Raw genomic sequence first — 14,720 nt, 5'->3', positions numbered from 1 at the left:
GCGCAGGGAGCGGTAGCCGGAAACGGCGAGGCGGCTGATCATGACTGTTGCACAGCGAAACCGCGGCGGAAGGTCAAGCCGCGGATTCAGGACGAAGTGGCGCCGGCTGGTCCGAGTGGCGTCATTCCGGCATCTTGTGACGACAACAAGGTGAGGCTTTCGCGATGGCGACCAAGATCTTCGTCAACCTCCCGGTCAAGGACCTCGACCGGTCGATGGCGTTCTTCCGCAGCCTGGGCTTCGACTTCAACCCGCAATTCACCGACGAGACCGCCGCCTGCATGGTCATTGCCGATGACATCTTCGCCATGCTCCTGACCGAGCCCAAGTTCCGCGAGTTCACACCCAAGCAGATCTGCGACACGCGCACCAGCACCGAAGTATTGATCGCCCTGTCCCGGGACAGCCGTGAGGCGGTCGACCAGATGGTGGCGGCGGCGGTGGCCGGCGGGGGCAGCACCTACAGCGAGCCCAAGGACCACGGCTTCATGTACTACCACGCCTTTTCCGACCTGGATGGGCACAACTGGGAAGTCGTCTACATGGATCCGGCCGCCGTTCCGCCCGCCTGAGCGGCAGCGACCGGGAGGCAGCGCGGGCAGTGGCGGTTGATCCGGATCAAGGCCCCGCCGGGATCGTCATGCCAGGTTCGGCAACACCGAAGCGGCCACAACTGAAGGAGGTGTTGCCATGGCCAAGATGAAGGCGGCGATCTTCGTCGAGAAGAACCGCATCGTCCTGGACGAGAAGCCGATTCCGGACGTCGGGCCGCTCGATGCGCTGATCCGGGTGACCACCACCACGATCTGCGGCACCGACATCCATATCCTAAAGGGCGAGTATCCGGTCGCCAGGGGCCTGACGGTCGGGCACGAGCCGGTCGGCATCATCGAGAAGCTGGGCTCGGCCGTGCAGGGCTACCAGGAGGGCCAGCGCGTGATCGCGGGCGCGATCACGCCCAGCGGCTACACCAATGCCTGCCTGTGCGGCTGTGGCTCGCAGGACGGGGTCGGCACCAGGCACGGCTTCAAGGCGACGGGCGGCTGGAAGTTCGGCAACACGATCGACGGCTGTCAGGCCGAGTACGTGCTGGTGCCGGACGCCATGGCCAACCTGGCGCCGGTGCCGGACGGCCTCTCCGACGAGCAGGTGCTGATGTGCCCGGACATCATGTCGACCGGCTTCTCGGGCGCGGAGCGGGGCCGGGTGCGGATCGGAGACACGGTGGTGGTGTTCGCGCTGGGGCCGATCGGCCTGTGTGCGGTGGCCGGCGCCCGGCTGATGGGGGCTGCCACCATCATCGGCGTCGACACGGTGCCGGCCCGGCTGAAAGTCGCACGCTCCATGGGCTGCGACCGGGTCGTCGACTTCAAGGCCGGCGACCCGGTCGACCAGATCATGGGGATCACGGACGGGCGGGGCGTGGACGTCGCGATCGAGGCGCTGGGCACGCAGGGGACCTTCGAATCGGCGCTGCGGGTACTCCGGCCGGGCGGCATGCTTTCCAGCCTGGGTGTCTATTCCGGCGACCTGCGCATCCCGCTGGATGGCTTCGCCGCAGGCCTGGGCGACCACACGATCGTCACCACCCTCTGCCCAGGCGGCAAGGAGCGGATGCGCCGGCTGATGGGCGTGATCGAGACCGGGCGGGTCGACCTGAAGCCGCTGGTCACCCATCAGTTCAGCCTGGACCGGATCGAGGAAGCCTACGATCTGTTCGGCCACCAGCGTGATGGGGTGCTCAAGGTCGCCATCAAGCCGTGAGGCTGCGGCCCTGGCTTGAAGAAAAAAGTCTACTACCGATGTTAATGGGGAAGAAGACAACGGTCTTGGAGGACCGCCACAACTGGAGATGCTCCATGCTCAAGCTCGTCGCACGACGCCCTGCCTCGGGGCAGCTACGTCAACGGCGTCCGATCGTGCGCGCGCGGCCGCAGCCGCGCCGCCTGTCGGTCAAGGAGCGCGAGCGCCTGCTCGACGAAGCGCTCCTGGAGAGCTTTCCCGCCAGCGATCCGGTATCCTCGCTGGAGTTCAGCTGACCTAGCCTCGTGATGCTGCGTGCTCCCTGGAGGAACCAGGGCAGGCGCTGCCGGTTGGGGTCGCATGAGCCAGGAATCCTCCAAAGACGATCCGGCAGTGCCTCGCAAAGGAGCCGTCCGGGTCGAGGTTCGGCTTGCCCCGGATACCATGGCGTTGCTCGACCGGTGGCGGAGCGCGCGCCCGGAGCGGCCGAGCCGCTCCGACGTGATCCGGCAGATCGTCGAGGCGGCGCTCAACCAACGCGGTGAGCCGGTGCTGCCCGGACCGGAGAAGCTCGAGCAGGTCATGCGCTAGCCTGCCGGGCCGGCTGGCGCACTCGCCCAGCCTTCATGGTGGCCGCCATTCATCGTGGCCAGGGCGGCTTCGCTGCCGATAACGACAACTTTCTCACCTTCCATGGCTGTCCCGCTCCTGCATCCGCCGCGAGCAGCAGCCGGGGTTGGCTGTAGCTAGGCCTGTGGCCATCCTGGCAACGGCCCGTCACGGGCTGGCCCGGGTGACCCTTGGCGATGCGCGAGCATCTGCTGGCTTCCCGGCGCGGATTGTTGGACTAGAAGCCGGGACGGCACGGGTGCCCAGGAGGATCCGGCCGGAAAAGCGCTAGGGAGGTTCGAGGAGAATGCTGAAACGACTGGCGGTCGCCCTGACGGTGACCACCGCCCTCTTGGCCTCGGCCGTAGCAAAGGCGGAAACGCTCCGGTTCGGCCATGCCAATGCACCGGGCGAGGTCCTGAACGACCTGTTCAACGAGTTCGCCGAGAAGGTGAAGGAGCGCAGCGGCGGCGAACTGGAGATCCAGGTCTTCCCGTCCGAGCAGCTGGGCAAGGAAGTCGACCTCATCCAGCAGGTGAAGTTCGGCGCATTGGACATCTCCGCCCCCAGCATGCCGTCCATGGCGGGGCTGGTCCCGGCCCTGGAGATGGCGAGCACGCCGTTTTTGTGGACGGACTGGGCGGAAGCGGAGGAGGTCCTGCGCGGTCCCGCCTTCGAGCCGCTCTGGGACGAACTGCGCGACCAGCACAACATCGTGCCGCTCACCAAGATCTCCTACTGGGGCTGGCGCAACTTCACCTTCACCGACCGCGAGGTGCGCAAGCCCGAAGACATGGCGGGCCTCAAGATCCGCGTGCCGGAAAGCCCGATCTGGGTCGAGATGATCCGCGCCTTCGGTGCGGCACCCACGCCCATTCCGTTCGGCGAGGTCTATACCGCGCTGCAGCAGAAGACGGTGGACGGGCAGGAGAACCCGATCCCGACCATCTATTCGCGCAAGTACTATGAAGTGCAGGGGGTGCTGACACTCGACCGGCACATGCTGCAGAACAACACGGTCGTGATCAGCAAGATCACCTGGGACCGGCTCTCCGAGGACCACCAGAAGATCCTGCGCGAGGAGGCGGAGGCGATCTCCAAGAAGAACTCCGAGCTGCAGCAGGGCCGCGAGCGTGACATGCTGGAGGAGATCCGTAAGTCCGGCCGCACCAAGATCATCGAGGACGTCGACGTCGAGGCGTTCAAGGCGGCGATGGAGCCGGTCTATCCGCAGCTCGCCGAGCGTTGGGGCCAGGAGAACTGGCAGCGCCTGCAGGATGTGGTCGCCGAGATCCGCAAGCAGTAACGGAACCTGACCATGTCCGCCGCCTGGCTCGTGCGGCTGGACGATGCGCTGGCTCGCGGCGAGGACCTGTTCCTCGCCGCGAGCCATGCGATCGTCGCCGGCCTCGTCATCGCCGCCGTGTTCTTCCGCTACGTGCTGAGCGACCCGCTGATCTGGTCGGAAGAATTCATCGTCATCGTGTTCACCTGGATGCTGTTCGTCGGTCTCTCCAGCGGCTTTCGCACGCGCATGCATCTGCGGGTCGATGCGCTTCTTGTGGTGCTGCCCGAGCGGTGGCGGAGCCTGCTCGGCACGATCGCGGTGGTCGCCACCACGGTCACGCTCCTGGCCCTGGTCTGGTTCGGCATCCAGCTCACCATGACCATGGCCGGCTCGCCCACGCCGATGATGCGCATCTCCTCGGCCTGGGCGCTCAGCGCCGTGCCGGCGGGTGCGGCGCTCTCCGCCATCCACATCCTGCGCCATGCCGTCTGCGACGGGCTGAAGCGCACGCTCTGGCCGGACGACCTGATCGGAGCCGCTGAAGAGGAAGCGATCTGATGCTGGTCCTGGTCCTCGCCTTCGCGATCCTGGTCGCGGTCGGCACGCCGGTCGCTATCGCCATGATCGCGTCCTCCGGCCTCGTCATCTGGCAGGAAGGCATCCCACTCTCCCTGGTGGTCCAGCGGGTCTTCGCCGGACTGCAGTCCTTCCCGCTCCTGGCCGTGCCGCTGTTCACCCTGGCGGGCTCGCTCATGAACGAGTCCGGGATCAGCGAGCGGCTGTTCGCTTTCACCCGCGCCATCGTCGGCCATATCCGCGGCGGCCTGGCGCAGACCGCAATCGTCGGCAACGTGTTCCTGTCCGGCATCTCCGGCTCGTCGATCGCCGACACCGCCGCCACCACGCGGGTGCTGACTCCGCAGCTCGAGCGCAACGGCTACAGCCGGGCATTCGGGGCGGCACTTTCGGCCGCAGCGGGCACGCTCGGGCCGATCATCCCGCCCTCGATCCTGATGGTGCTCTATGCCTGGCAGGCCAACGTCTCGCTGGGAGCCTTGTTCATCGCCGGCCTGATCCCAGGCGTGGTGATGGCGGGCACCATGGCCGCCGTCATCATGATCTTGGCGCGGATCCGCAACTACCCGACCTCCGGCCAGTTCCGGGCGAGCGTGCTCTGGACCACCTTCAAGCGCGCCATCTGGGCGCTGCTGATGCCGGTCATCATCATCGTCGGCTTCCGTCTGGGGGCGGTGACCGCCACGGAGATCGCCGGCGTGGCCGCCCTCTACTCGGCGCTGGTGGGCATCTTCGTCTACCGCACCCTCAAATGGTCGAGCCTGCCGCGCATCCTGACCGTCACGGCGCGCGAGACCGCGGTGATCCTGATCATCGCGGGTGCGGCCTCGCCGTTCAGCTGGATCCTGGGCATTGAGCAGGCGCCGCAGCTCGTGGTGAACACGCTGACCGCGCTCAGCTCCGAACCATGGGTGATCCTGCTGATCCTCAATCTGGCGCTGCTCGTCGTCGGCATGTTCGTCGAGACTATCGCAGTCATGATCATCCTGGTGCCGATCCTGATCCCGCTGCTCACCGCCCTGCAGATCGACTTGGTGCATTTCGGCATCGTGCTGCTGGTCAACCTGGTGATCGGCCAGCTCACCCCGCCGGTGGGCGTGCTGCTGTTCGTCTCCATCACCATCGCCAAGGTGACGATGGGACAGATCCTGCGCGAGATCTGGCCCTTCTTCCTCGGCCTGCTCGTGGCGCTGGGTCTGATCACCTATCTGCCGGGGCTGAGCCTCTGGCTGCCGCACGTGCTGGGCTTCTGAGACGGAACCTCGGCTCTTGGGCTGCGGGCCTCGTGCGGCTAGACCGCGCCGGGCGCCGCGGCGCAACGAGCCAGGAGGGGACGGGACACCCATGCAGATCAACGCCATCAATCTCGCCGACCGGGTCGCGGTCGTCACCGGCGGTGCCCAGGGCATCGGCCAGGTGGTCGGCCGGCGCTTCCTCGATTCCGGGGCGAAGCTGGTCGTCTGGGAGGTGGTCGCCGACCGGCTGGCCAAGGCGGTGGAGGAGTTCGCTGCCGTTGCCGGGGCCGAGCGGGTCCATGGTGAGGTGGTCGACATCGCCGACGAGGCCGGCGTGGCGGCCGCGGTCAGGAACACAGCGGCCCGGTTCGGCCGGATCGACATCCTGGTGAACAACGCAGCCCTGGTCGGGCCGAACGCGACGCTCGCCGACTATCCGAGCGATGCCTGGAAGAGCGTCATCGACGTGGACGTGAACGGCACCTTCTACTGCTGCAAACACGTCACCCCGGTGATGTTGGCCCAGGACTATGGCCGGATCGTCAACATCGCCTCGATCGCCGGCAAGGAAGGCAACCCGAATGCGGCGGCCTACAGCTCGGCCAAGGCCGCGGTGATCGCGATGACCAAGTCGCTGGGCAAGGAACTGGCCAAGTCGAACATCGCGGTGAATTGCGTGACCCCGGCCGTGGCGCGCACGCCTGGTGCCATGGAGCAGGCACCCGAGCATATCGAGTACATGCTGGCCAAGATCCCGCGCGGGCGGTTCCTGGAACTGGACGAGGCCGCGGCGATGATCGCCTGGCTGGCGAGCGAGGAGAACTCGTTCACGACCGGAGCGGTGTTCGACCTGTCCGGTGGCCGGGCCACCTACTGACGCAGGCTGGTTCTGCCTTCGCTTCCTGGAAATGGCTAAACCCAGCTTGGACACTTCACTGCGTCACTTCGGATCTGTCGCGCACCCTTCTATTGACGGGTGCGGCATTGCATGCTCCTGACCGCCCCTGGGAGCGTCTGGGGGTGTTCTCAGGGCCTGGGGGATCATACATCTCCAGCCCCGGGCGCGCATGATCCGGGCGCCGGCGGCCGAGTGAAGATGAATCCGGCATATTCCTGGAGTTGGAGGACAATTGCCGGCGGCGCCGATACCTGCGGATGAGACAGAGCGGCTGCGCGCGCTGCGTGCGTGCCAGGTTCTGGATACGCCGCCGGACGCTCGGCTGGACGCCATCACCCGCCTGGCAGCCCGCCTCTTCGACGTGCCGATCTCGTTCATCTCGCTGGTGGATGAGGACCGGCAGTGGTTCAAGTCGGCCTTCGGGCCGACGACGGGCAGTCTGGTGACAGCCGGGCAGACGCCGCGACGGGAATCGTTCTGCGCCTACGCTCTCCTTGAGCCGCAGGAACCGCTGGTCATCGAGGATGCCACGCTCGATCCCCGAGTTGCGGACAGCGTGCTGGTGACGGGTAATCCTGGTGTACGCTTCTATGCCGGTGTGCCCTTGCGCGACGATGATGGCTACGTGCTCGGCACGCTCTGCATCGCGGACACGCGCCCGCGCCGACTGAAGCCGGAGATGCTGGAGAACCTCGTGGATCTCGCGGCCGGCGTAACCGGGATCCTCGCTCAGTATCGCGGCGTGGCGGCGCTGCGGGAGAGCGAGGCGCAGGCGCGCCGGCTGGCCGAGGAGGCGGACGCGTCCCGGCACAAGGCGGAGCAGGCGGCCGAGTCCCGTGCCATGTTCCTGGCGGCCATGAGCCACGAGATCCGCACGCCGCTGACTGGCGTGCTGGGTATGATCGACCTCCTGGCAGATGAGCCCCTGACCGAGCGCCAAGCCCACTATGTGCGCTCGATCCGCATGTCGGGGCACCACCTGCTGAGCGTGGTGAACGAGATCCTGGACTATTCCCGGATAGAGGCGGACGGTCTGGTCCTGGAGGAGATCGACTTCCGGCTGGATGAGTTCGTGGAACAGGTCCGCTCGATCCTGGCGCCGCAGGCGGTCGAGCGTGGTCTGGATCTGGATTTCGACCTGCCGGATGGCCCTCTGCCGGTGCTGCGCGGTGATCCGACCCGGCTGCGGCAGATCCTGGTCAACCTGATCGGCAATGGCCTGAAGTTCACGAGCGAAGGGGGCGTTCGGGTCGTGATCCAGACCGGGGCGGCTGTCGGCCGCCGGGTGCCGGTCCGCTTCGAGATCAGCGACACCGGCATCGGCATTCCGCAGGATCGGCAGGCCGGCCTGTTCGAGGCCTTCACCCAGGCGGACTCGTCGATCAGCCGCCGCTATGGCGGCACCGGCCTGGGCCTGCCGATCTGCCGGAAGCTGGCCACCGCGATGGGGGGACGGGTCTGGCTGGAAAGCATGCCGGGGCAGGGAGCCACCTTCCATGTCGAGGTACGACTGGGTCTGGGCCAGGCGGATGCGGTCGAACAGACTGCGTTGCCCGAACCGGTCGCCATGGCCTCGCTGCGCGTGCTCGTCGCCGAGGATGTCGCGATCAACCGCGACCTGATCCAGACCATGCTCCTGCGCTACGGCTACCGGGTCGAGTTCGCCGAGACCGGCGAGGAAGCGGTCGCCAGGGTCGGTCAGGAAGCCTTCGATGTGGTGCTGATGGACGTGCAGATGCCGCTCATGGACGGCATCGAGGCGACCCGGCGGATCCGCGCGATGCCGTCGCCCACTGCCACCATCCCGATCATCGGCCTGACGGCAGGCGTGCTGGCCGAGGAGCGGCAGCGCTGCCTCGCCGCCGGCATGGACCAGGTGCTGAGCAAGCCGATCGTCTGGCCGGAACTGCTCGCGGCTCTGACCTCCGTCGCCGGACCGCATCTACCGGAAGGCACACCGCCAGCCGGCGATCCCGTCTCGGAACTGCTCGACGAGAAGCTGCTGGCGAAGTTCCGTGCGGCAGCCGGGCAGAGCAAGTTCAGCCTGTTCATCCAGAACGCGATCCAGTCGGCCGTGAGCACCTATGCCGAGATGCTGGACCTGCGCGATGATCCCGACCGGCTGGCGGGGCTGGCCCACCGATTGGCCGGTTCACTGCCCAGCTTCGGCCTGATCGGGGTCGGCAGCCTGGCGCGCGAAATCGAGCAGCGCAGCACGATGCACCAGGACGTGACCGACCTGCTGGACCGACTGGGCGACGCGGTGGCGGCGACGCGCCAAGCCCTGATCAGCGGTGACTACCTGTCCGCCTGAGGGCGGGCGGGCGAAGAAACGCCCGCCCGCCCGGCAACGCCCGATCTCGTGACGGTTTAATGATCCAGCCGGTGCTGCTGGAAGGACCGGTCGCGGCGGATGAGGGCGGCGATGGTCAAGAAGATCCTGATCGGGCTGGCGGCCCTGATGGTGCTGCTGGTGGGCGGTACCGCCGTCGCGTTTTGGACGGTCGACCCGAACGTCCTCAAGCCGTATGCGGAACGGGCGGTGAGTGCCGCACTCGGCCGGACGTTCCGGATCCAGGGCGACCTGGAGATCGAGCGCGGCTGGACGATCCGGATCCGTGCCCACGACGTCCGCCTCGCCAATGCCGGATGGAGCGAGCGGCCGGACATGGCGACGGTCGAGACAGTGGAAGCCAGCCTCGACCTGTGGGATCTCGTGACCCGGCAGCAGATCACCATCCCCGAGGTGGTGCTGGACCGGCCGGTCGCGAGCCTGGAGCGCAATGCCGAGGGCCGGGCCAACTGGGAGTTCGGCAATCCCCAGGACCAGGCGCCGGCAGACGATCAGCCGCCCGCCGATCACGCCGACCTGCCGTTCATCGGCAAGCTCATCGTACGCGACGCAGAGGTCGGCTATCGCGACGCCACCACCGGCCAGGACATCCATACCACGCTGGCGAGCTTCACTGCCGAGGCGCAGGGCGAGACCCGGCAGATGAAGGTGACCGCCGAGGGGCAGGTCAATGACCTGCCCCTCGAGCTGGACGGCACGTTCGGCTCCTATCAGATGTTGGCAGAAAGCGGCGAGCCGTTCCCGATCCAGGGCGAGCTGACGCTCGGCCAGAGCCTGATCAAGCTGAACGGCACGATCGCCGACCCGGCGAACTTCCAGGGCGTGGTCCTGGACATGGACCTGGCGGCGCAGGACCTGACCAAGGCGCTGGTCCTGGTGGGCCTGCCGGCTCCGGAGATCCCGCCCTTCGATCTGGACGGGCACCTGACCCGCAAGGGCGAAGAGATCCGCATGGAAGGACTGAACGGTCAGGTCGGCGACAGTTCGATTGCGGGCTGGATCGCGTTCGGCTCGGGCGGCGACCGGCCGAAGGTCACCGGTGACCTGACCTCGCCCAATCTCGACCTGGACGATCTGGCGGGTCTGATCGGCCGGCCGCCGGCGACCGGGCCCGGCGAGACCGCCGCACCCCGCCAGGAGGCCAAGGCCGAGGCGGTGGAAGAGAGTCCCTATGTCATCCCGGACACCAAGCTCGACCCGGGGAGCTGGCAGGCGGTTGATCTGGACATCCGCTTCCGTGGCGACCGGGTCAATGCCGGCCCGCTGCCGATCGAGGCGGTGGAGTTCCGCATCGTTCTGGACGAGGGGCGCCTGCGCCTGGATCCGCTCAAAGCCGAGATCGCCGGTTCCCCGGTGAGCGGGTTCGCCGCTGTGGATTCGACCAAGGAGCCGCCCGAGGCCCAAATCGACATCGCCGCGGACCGGCTTGAGCTGGAGCGCTTCCTGGGGGAGTTCGACCTTGCCGAGTACGGGCGCGGGCGGATCTCCGCGCGGGTGGCGCTGAAGGGGCAGGGCGACGGCCTGCGTTCGATCCTGGCCAGCAGCGATGGGCAGATGGCGCTCACCATGGAGGAAGGGGCTCTTAGCGCCCTGATCGTGGAGGCGCTCCATCTCGACGCGGCCGAGGTACTGGCGGTGCTGTTCGGCGCGGAGCCGGAATCACCCGGGCAACTGTTCGGGGTGCGGTGCATGGTCGTGAACTTCCAGGTCGCGGATGGGATCGGCTATGCCCGGAACTTCCTGCTCGACACGACCGACAGCCTGATCACGGTCAAGGGTGCGCTCAATCTCGGTACGGAGGCCCTGGAACTCGACCTCGACACCGAGCCCAAGGACAACAGCCTGCTGGCGGCGCCTTCGACCCTCTATATGCGCGGCACCTTCAAGCAGCCTAAGGTGATGCCCGACCTGACCAACGTGACGCTGCGCGGGGCAGCCGCGGTGGCCGTGGGCGTTGTGCTGACGCCGCTGGCCTCCTTCCTGCCCTTCATCGAGATCGGCACGGCCGAGGACGCGCCCTGCGCGTCCCTGATCGACCGTGCCCAGGAGGACACCAAGGTGCCTGAGGTCCAGGAGTGACGCCTGACCTCAGGCCGAGGCTGCGCCCTGGCCGTTCCTGCGGATGCTGACCGGTACCGACTTCACCGCCGGCACCTTGCTCTCCTCGGCATGATGCCAGATCGGGACCAGTCCGTTGCACTCGGGGTAATAGGCGCCGATGCAGCCCTTGGGGATGTCGTAGCCGACCACCCGCAGCCCGCCGAACTCGCGGTGAACCTGATCGCGCGCCTCGCCCACCAGGGTGATCGTCTCGCCCTCGGCCAGGCCCAGGCGCGCCATGTCGTCCGGGTTCACGAACACGACCATCCGCGTGCCTTCCACCCCACGGAACCGGTCGCGGTAGCCGTAGATCGTGGTGTTGAACTGGTCGTTGCTGCGCAGCGTGATCAGCCGGAGCATGTCCTCCGTCAGGTCCAGCCCGTGGCTGTTCATGCCCTCGGGCACGACGAAATTGGCCTTGCCGGTGTCGGTGTTCCACTTGCGCTCGCGGGCACCCAGCGGCCGGGCGAAGCCGCCGGGCTGGAAGAGCCGCTGGTTGAAGTCCTTGAAGTCGTCCGGGTAGGTGGCCTCGATGGCATCACGGATCTTGCTGTAGTCGGCGACCCAGGCGTCCCAGTCGACCTTCGGGTTGGGAGCGAGCGTCGCCTTGGCCAGTTCGGCGACGATCTGAGGCTCGGAGCGCAGATGCTCGCTGATCGGCGTCGCGACCGGCCGCGAGCCGTGGATGCGAGCGGTGCTGTCCTCCATCGACACGACCTGCGGGCCGGTCGCCTGCTGGTCGGTCTCGGTCCTGCCCAGGCAGGGCAGGATGTAGGAGATCTCGCTGGTCACCAGGTGGCTGCGGTTGAGCTTGGTCGAGACCTGGACGTTCAGGCGCATCTTCCGCCAGCCTTCCTCCAGCCGGTCCCGGTCGGGTGCGGCGCGGACGAAGTTGCCGCCGAGCCCGATGAAGGCTCGCACACTGCCCTTCACGATGCCCTCGCAGACATCCACCGTGCTGAAGCCCTCCCAGCGCGGCGGCTCGAACCCGTAGAGCTCCTTCAGCCGGTCGAGCGGCACCAGCTCAGGCTTCTCCGAGATGCCGACCGTGCGCTGCCCCTGCACGTTGGAATGGCCGCGCACCGGCAGGATGCCCGCCCCGGGCTTGCCGATATTGCCCTTGAGCAGGAGCAGGTTGACCAGCATCCGCACGCTTTCGACGCCCTTGCGGTGCTGGGTCAGCCCCATGCCGTACATGGCCATGGTCGCCTGGGAGCGCGCGTAGATCCGGGCGGTCTCCTCGAGGTCGGCCCGCTTCAGGCCGGAATGATGCTCGATGTCCTTCCAGCTGGCCGCGCGCACCTTGTCGGCGAATGCCTCGAAACCGTGCGTGTGCTCCCTGATGAAGGCGTGGTCGAGCACCTCCGGCCCGCCCTTGGCTCTCGCCTCATCGTCCAGGACGAGCAGCGCCTTGCAGATGCCCATGATCGCCGCGATGTCGCCGCCCGCTTCCACCTGGAAGTAATGTGAGCTGATCCGGGTTTCCTGGCCCAGGATCATCTCGGTAGGGCTCTGCGGATTGGTGAACCGCTCCAGCCCGCGCTCGCGCAGGGGATTGAAGGTGATGATCGGCACGTCGCGCCGGCTCACGCCCTGGAGTTGGTGCAGCATGCGCGGGCTGTTGGTGCCGACGTTCTGGCCGAAGAACAGGATGCACTCGGTGTCCTCGAAATCCTCCAGGCCCACCGTGCCGACCGGCACCCCGATGCTCTTGGGCAAGGCCACCGAGGTCGATTCGTGGCACATGTTCGAGCTGTCCGGCAGGTTGTTGCTGCCGAACAGCCGGGCGAACAGCTGGTACATGTAAGATGCCTCGAGCGAGGCGCGGCCCGAGGCGTAGAACACCGCGGCGTGGGGATCGACCGCCCGCAGCTCCCGTCCGATCTCGACGAAGGCGTCCGGCCAGCCGACCGGCACATACTTGTCGCTCGCCCGGTCGTAGCGCAGCGGCTGGGTGAGCCGGCCGGCTTCCTCCAGGTCGTGGTCGGGCCAGGAAAGCAACTCGGCGACCGTGTGCTCGGCGAAGAACTCGGGCCCCACCATCTTGGTGGTCAGCTCCCAGGCAGTGGCCTTCGCCCCGTTCTCGCAGAATTCGGCCGGGTGCGGATCGGCAGGCTTGGCCCAGGCACAGCTCACGCACATGAAGCCGCCGGGCTTGTTCTGGTGGGGCAGGGCCGCGGTGACCCTGGCCACGCCTTCCCGGCCGACATGGCGCAGCACCGACTGCGCCGAGCCCCAGCCGCCCGCCGGACTCTCGTAGGGCTTGATGGTGACTTTGCTCATGCGCCGGCCCTTCCTGTGCGTGCCTGCCGGGCTCGACCCCGCAGACGGTCCCCTTAAGAGAACCTAACGCGCCGCACAGCGGAGAGTTGCGCTCCTGCCAGCCATTTCAGGGTTCGAGCCAAGCCCTGAAACCGGCGTGACTTCCCCTTCCTCAGCCGGTCAGGACCAGCTTGGCGAACCGGTCCAGATAGGCCTCGTTCAGCTCGATGCCGAGGCCGGGCGCCGTGGGTGCTGCCAGCCGCCCGTTCCTGGCCTTCCGCTCATAAGGCTCGGTCACGATGTCGTAGCGGCCGTCCGGCCAGTAGGGAAACCACTCCAGGATGATGAAGTTCGGCATGGCGAACACCGCGTGGACGGCGGCCGCGGTCGCAACCGGGGCGCCGCAGTTATGCGGCTGCACATGGAGATTGTAGACCTCGGCCATGGCGGCGATCTTCATCATCTCGCTGATGCCGCCGCACAGGCCGATGTCGGGCTGGAGGATGTCGAGGGCCTGGCGCTCGATGAACGGGCGGAACTGGTAGCGGGTGTAGAGCCGCTCGCCGCCGGCGATCGGGATCGGCACCTCTTCCCCGACCTTCACCATGGAGTCGAAATTGCCCGGGTCGACCGGCTCCTCGTAGAAGAACGGTCGGTGCTCGGCGAGCATCCGGCCATAGGTGATGGCGTCGGTGGTGCCGAGATTGCCATGGATGTCCAGGCAGATGTCGAAGTCAGGGCCCACGGCCTCGCGGATCGCGCGGATCCGGTCCACGGCCAGCAGCGCCCAGTCGCGCGGGATGTGCCGGTTCGGGAATTCGAACTGGCCGTCCCGGTTCATCTCGAACGGGTCCAGCTTACAGGCGGTATAGCCCTCCTCCTGGATCTGCAGGACCCGCTCGGCCGCCTGCTCGGGCTTGGCCATCTTCGTGAACCAGCCATTGGCATAGAGCCGGATGTCGTCCCACATCCGCCCGCCCAGCAGGTCGCAGACCGGCCGGCCCAGCGCCTTGCCCTTGATGTCCCAAAGCGCATTGTCGATGGCGCTGACCGCACCGAACAGGACCGGGCCCGGACTCTGGCCCCAGAAGGTCTTGCGGTAGAGCCGGTCCCAGATCGCGCCGATCTGCTGGGCGTCCTGGCCCTTCAGGTGCCGCTCGAACAATTGCGTCAGGGTGTGGATGGCGCCGCGGTTGCCGTCGCCATAGGCCAAGCCCACCTCGCCGGCACCGGAGATGCCGGCATCGGTGTCGATCTTGATGATCACCGGGTGCTGGTTGACGTTGTGCGAAAGGCCGTAATCGACGTCCCAGATGGTGAGGCCGGTGATCTTCATGGCCGGCCTCCCACCACCAGCTTGTCGAAGCGCGCCAGATAGTCGTCGTTCAGCTCGATGCCCAGGCCCGGCCGGTCGGGGATGAGGTAGTGGCCCTTGCGCTGCTGGTGCTCCAGCGCTTGCGTGACGATCGCGTAGCGGTCGTCGGTCCAGTAGGGGAACCATTCCATGATGATGAAGTTTGGGATGGCCGCATCCAGCTGGACTCCCGCCGCGGTCGAGACCGGGCCGCCGCAATTATGCGGCTGGACGTGGAGATTGTAGGTCTCGGCATAGGCGGCGATCTTGCGCGCTTCGGTGATCCCGCCGCACAGGCCCAT

13 protein-coding genes are annotated in these 14,720 nt (G+C 67.2%); 10 read left to right on the top strand and 3 right to left on the bottom strand.

The features are described 5' to 3' along the window. Nucleotides 1–164: 164 nt before the first annotated feature. From VNS22_RS23325 to VNS22_RS23280, 10 genes are all read left to right on the top strand, one after another. Entirely contained in the window at nucleotides 165–572 is a 408-nt protein-coding gene (locus VNS22_RS23325) for a VOC family protein (RefSeq protein ID WP_325736770.1), read from the top strand. A 118-nt stretch (nucleotides 573–690) separates the two neighbouring features. After that, nucleotides 691–1,764, top strand: coding sequence for an NAD(P)-dependent alcohol dehydrogenase (locus VNS22_RS23320; protein ID WP_325736768.1), 1,074 nt, complete (start codon nucleotides 691–693; stop codon nucleotides 1,762–1,764). 95 nt (nucleotides 1,765–1,859) lie between these two features. Then, nucleotides 1,860–2,039, top strand: coding sequence for a hypothetical protein (locus tag VNS22_RS23315; protein ID WP_325736766.1), 180 nt, complete (start codon nucleotides 1,860–1,862; stop codon nucleotides 2,037–2,039). A gap of 148 nt (nucleotides 2,040–2,187) precedes the next feature. Then, entirely contained in the window at nucleotides 2,188–2,334 is a 147-nt protein-coding gene (locus tag VNS22_RS23310; RefSeq protein WP_325736765.1) for a hypothetical protein, read from the top strand. Between the two features lie 325 nt (nucleotides 2,335–2,659). Then, nucleotides 2,660–3,658, top strand: coding sequence for a TRAP transporter substrate-binding protein (locus tag VNS22_RS23305; RefSeq protein WP_325736764.1), 999 nt, complete (start codon nucleotides 2,660–2,662; stop codon nucleotides 3,656–3,658). 12 nt (nucleotides 3,659–3,670) lie between these two features. Continuing rightward, nucleotides 3,671–4,198, top strand: a complete 528-nt coding sequence (locus VNS22_RS23300; RefSeq protein WP_325736763.1) for a TRAP transporter small permease — start codon at nucleotides 3,671–3,673, stop codon at nucleotides 4,196–4,198. Next, complete coding sequence (locus VNS22_RS23295; protein WP_325736762.1) at nucleotides 4,198–5,469, top strand: TRAP transporter large permease; 1,272 nt, start codon at nucleotides 4,198–4,200, stop codon at nucleotides 5,467–5,469. Before VNS22_RS23300 ends, VNS22_RS23295 begins: the two co-directional genes overlap by 1 nt. Before the next feature lie 91 nt (nucleotides 5,470–5,560). Continuing rightward, nucleotides 5,561–6,328, top strand: a complete 768-nt coding sequence (locus tag VNS22_RS23290) for an SDR family NAD(P)-dependent oxidoreductase (RefSeq protein WP_325736760.1) — start codon at nucleotides 5,561–5,563, stop codon at nucleotides 6,326–6,328. A 253-nt stretch (nucleotides 6,329–6,581) separates the two neighbouring features. Further along, entirely contained in the window at nucleotides 6,582–8,663 is a 2,082-nt protein-coding gene (locus tag VNS22_RS23285) for a GAF domain-containing hybrid sensor histidine kinase/response regulator (protein WP_325736758.1), read from the top strand. A 111-nt stretch (nucleotides 8,664–8,774) separates the two neighbouring features. Beyond that, the gene (locus tag VNS22_RS23280; protein WP_325736756.1) at nucleotides 8,775–10,781 is read left to right on the top strand and encodes an AsmA family protein; all 2,007 of its coding nucleotides are present in this window, start codon (nucleotides 8,775–8,777) and stop codon (nucleotides 10,779–10,781) included. A 9-nt stretch (nucleotides 10,782–10,790) separates the two neighbouring features. On the opposite strand, the gene VNS22_RS23275 is transcribed toward VNS22_RS23280, so the two are convergent. The 3 genes from VNS22_RS23275 to VNS22_RS23265 form a co-directional block, all read right to left on the bottom strand. Beyond that, a complete protein-coding gene (locus VNS22_RS23275) occupies nucleotides 10,791–13,085 on the bottom strand; it encodes an FdhF/YdeP family oxidoreductase (RefSeq protein ID WP_325736754.1) in 2,295 nt (764 codons plus the stop codon). Nucleotides 13,086–13,236: 151 nt separating this feature from the next. Further along, nucleotides 13,237–14,400 (bottom strand): mandelate racemase/muconate lactonizing enzyme family protein, encoded by a 1,164-nt coding sequence (locus VNS22_RS23270; RefSeq protein ID WP_325736752.1) that lies wholly within the window; start codon nucleotides 14,398–14,400, stop codon nucleotides 13,237–13,239. Then, nucleotides 14,397–14,720, bottom strand: a 324-nt coding sequence (locus VNS22_RS23265) for an enolase C-terminal domain-like protein (protein ID WP_325736750.1), incomplete at its 5' end; no start/stop codon positions are given. The genes VNS22_RS23270 and VNS22_RS23265, both read right to left, overlap by 4 nt.

Origin of the sequence: Geminicoccus sp. (genome assembly GCF_035556675.1) — a bacterium.
Lineage (GTDB): Bacteria > Pseudomonadota > Alphaproteobacteria > Geminicoccales > Geminicoccaceae > Geminicoccus.
The sequence above is the reverse complement of the archived record's forward strand: the minus strand, read 5'-3'. Positions and strand labels throughout refer to the sequence as shown.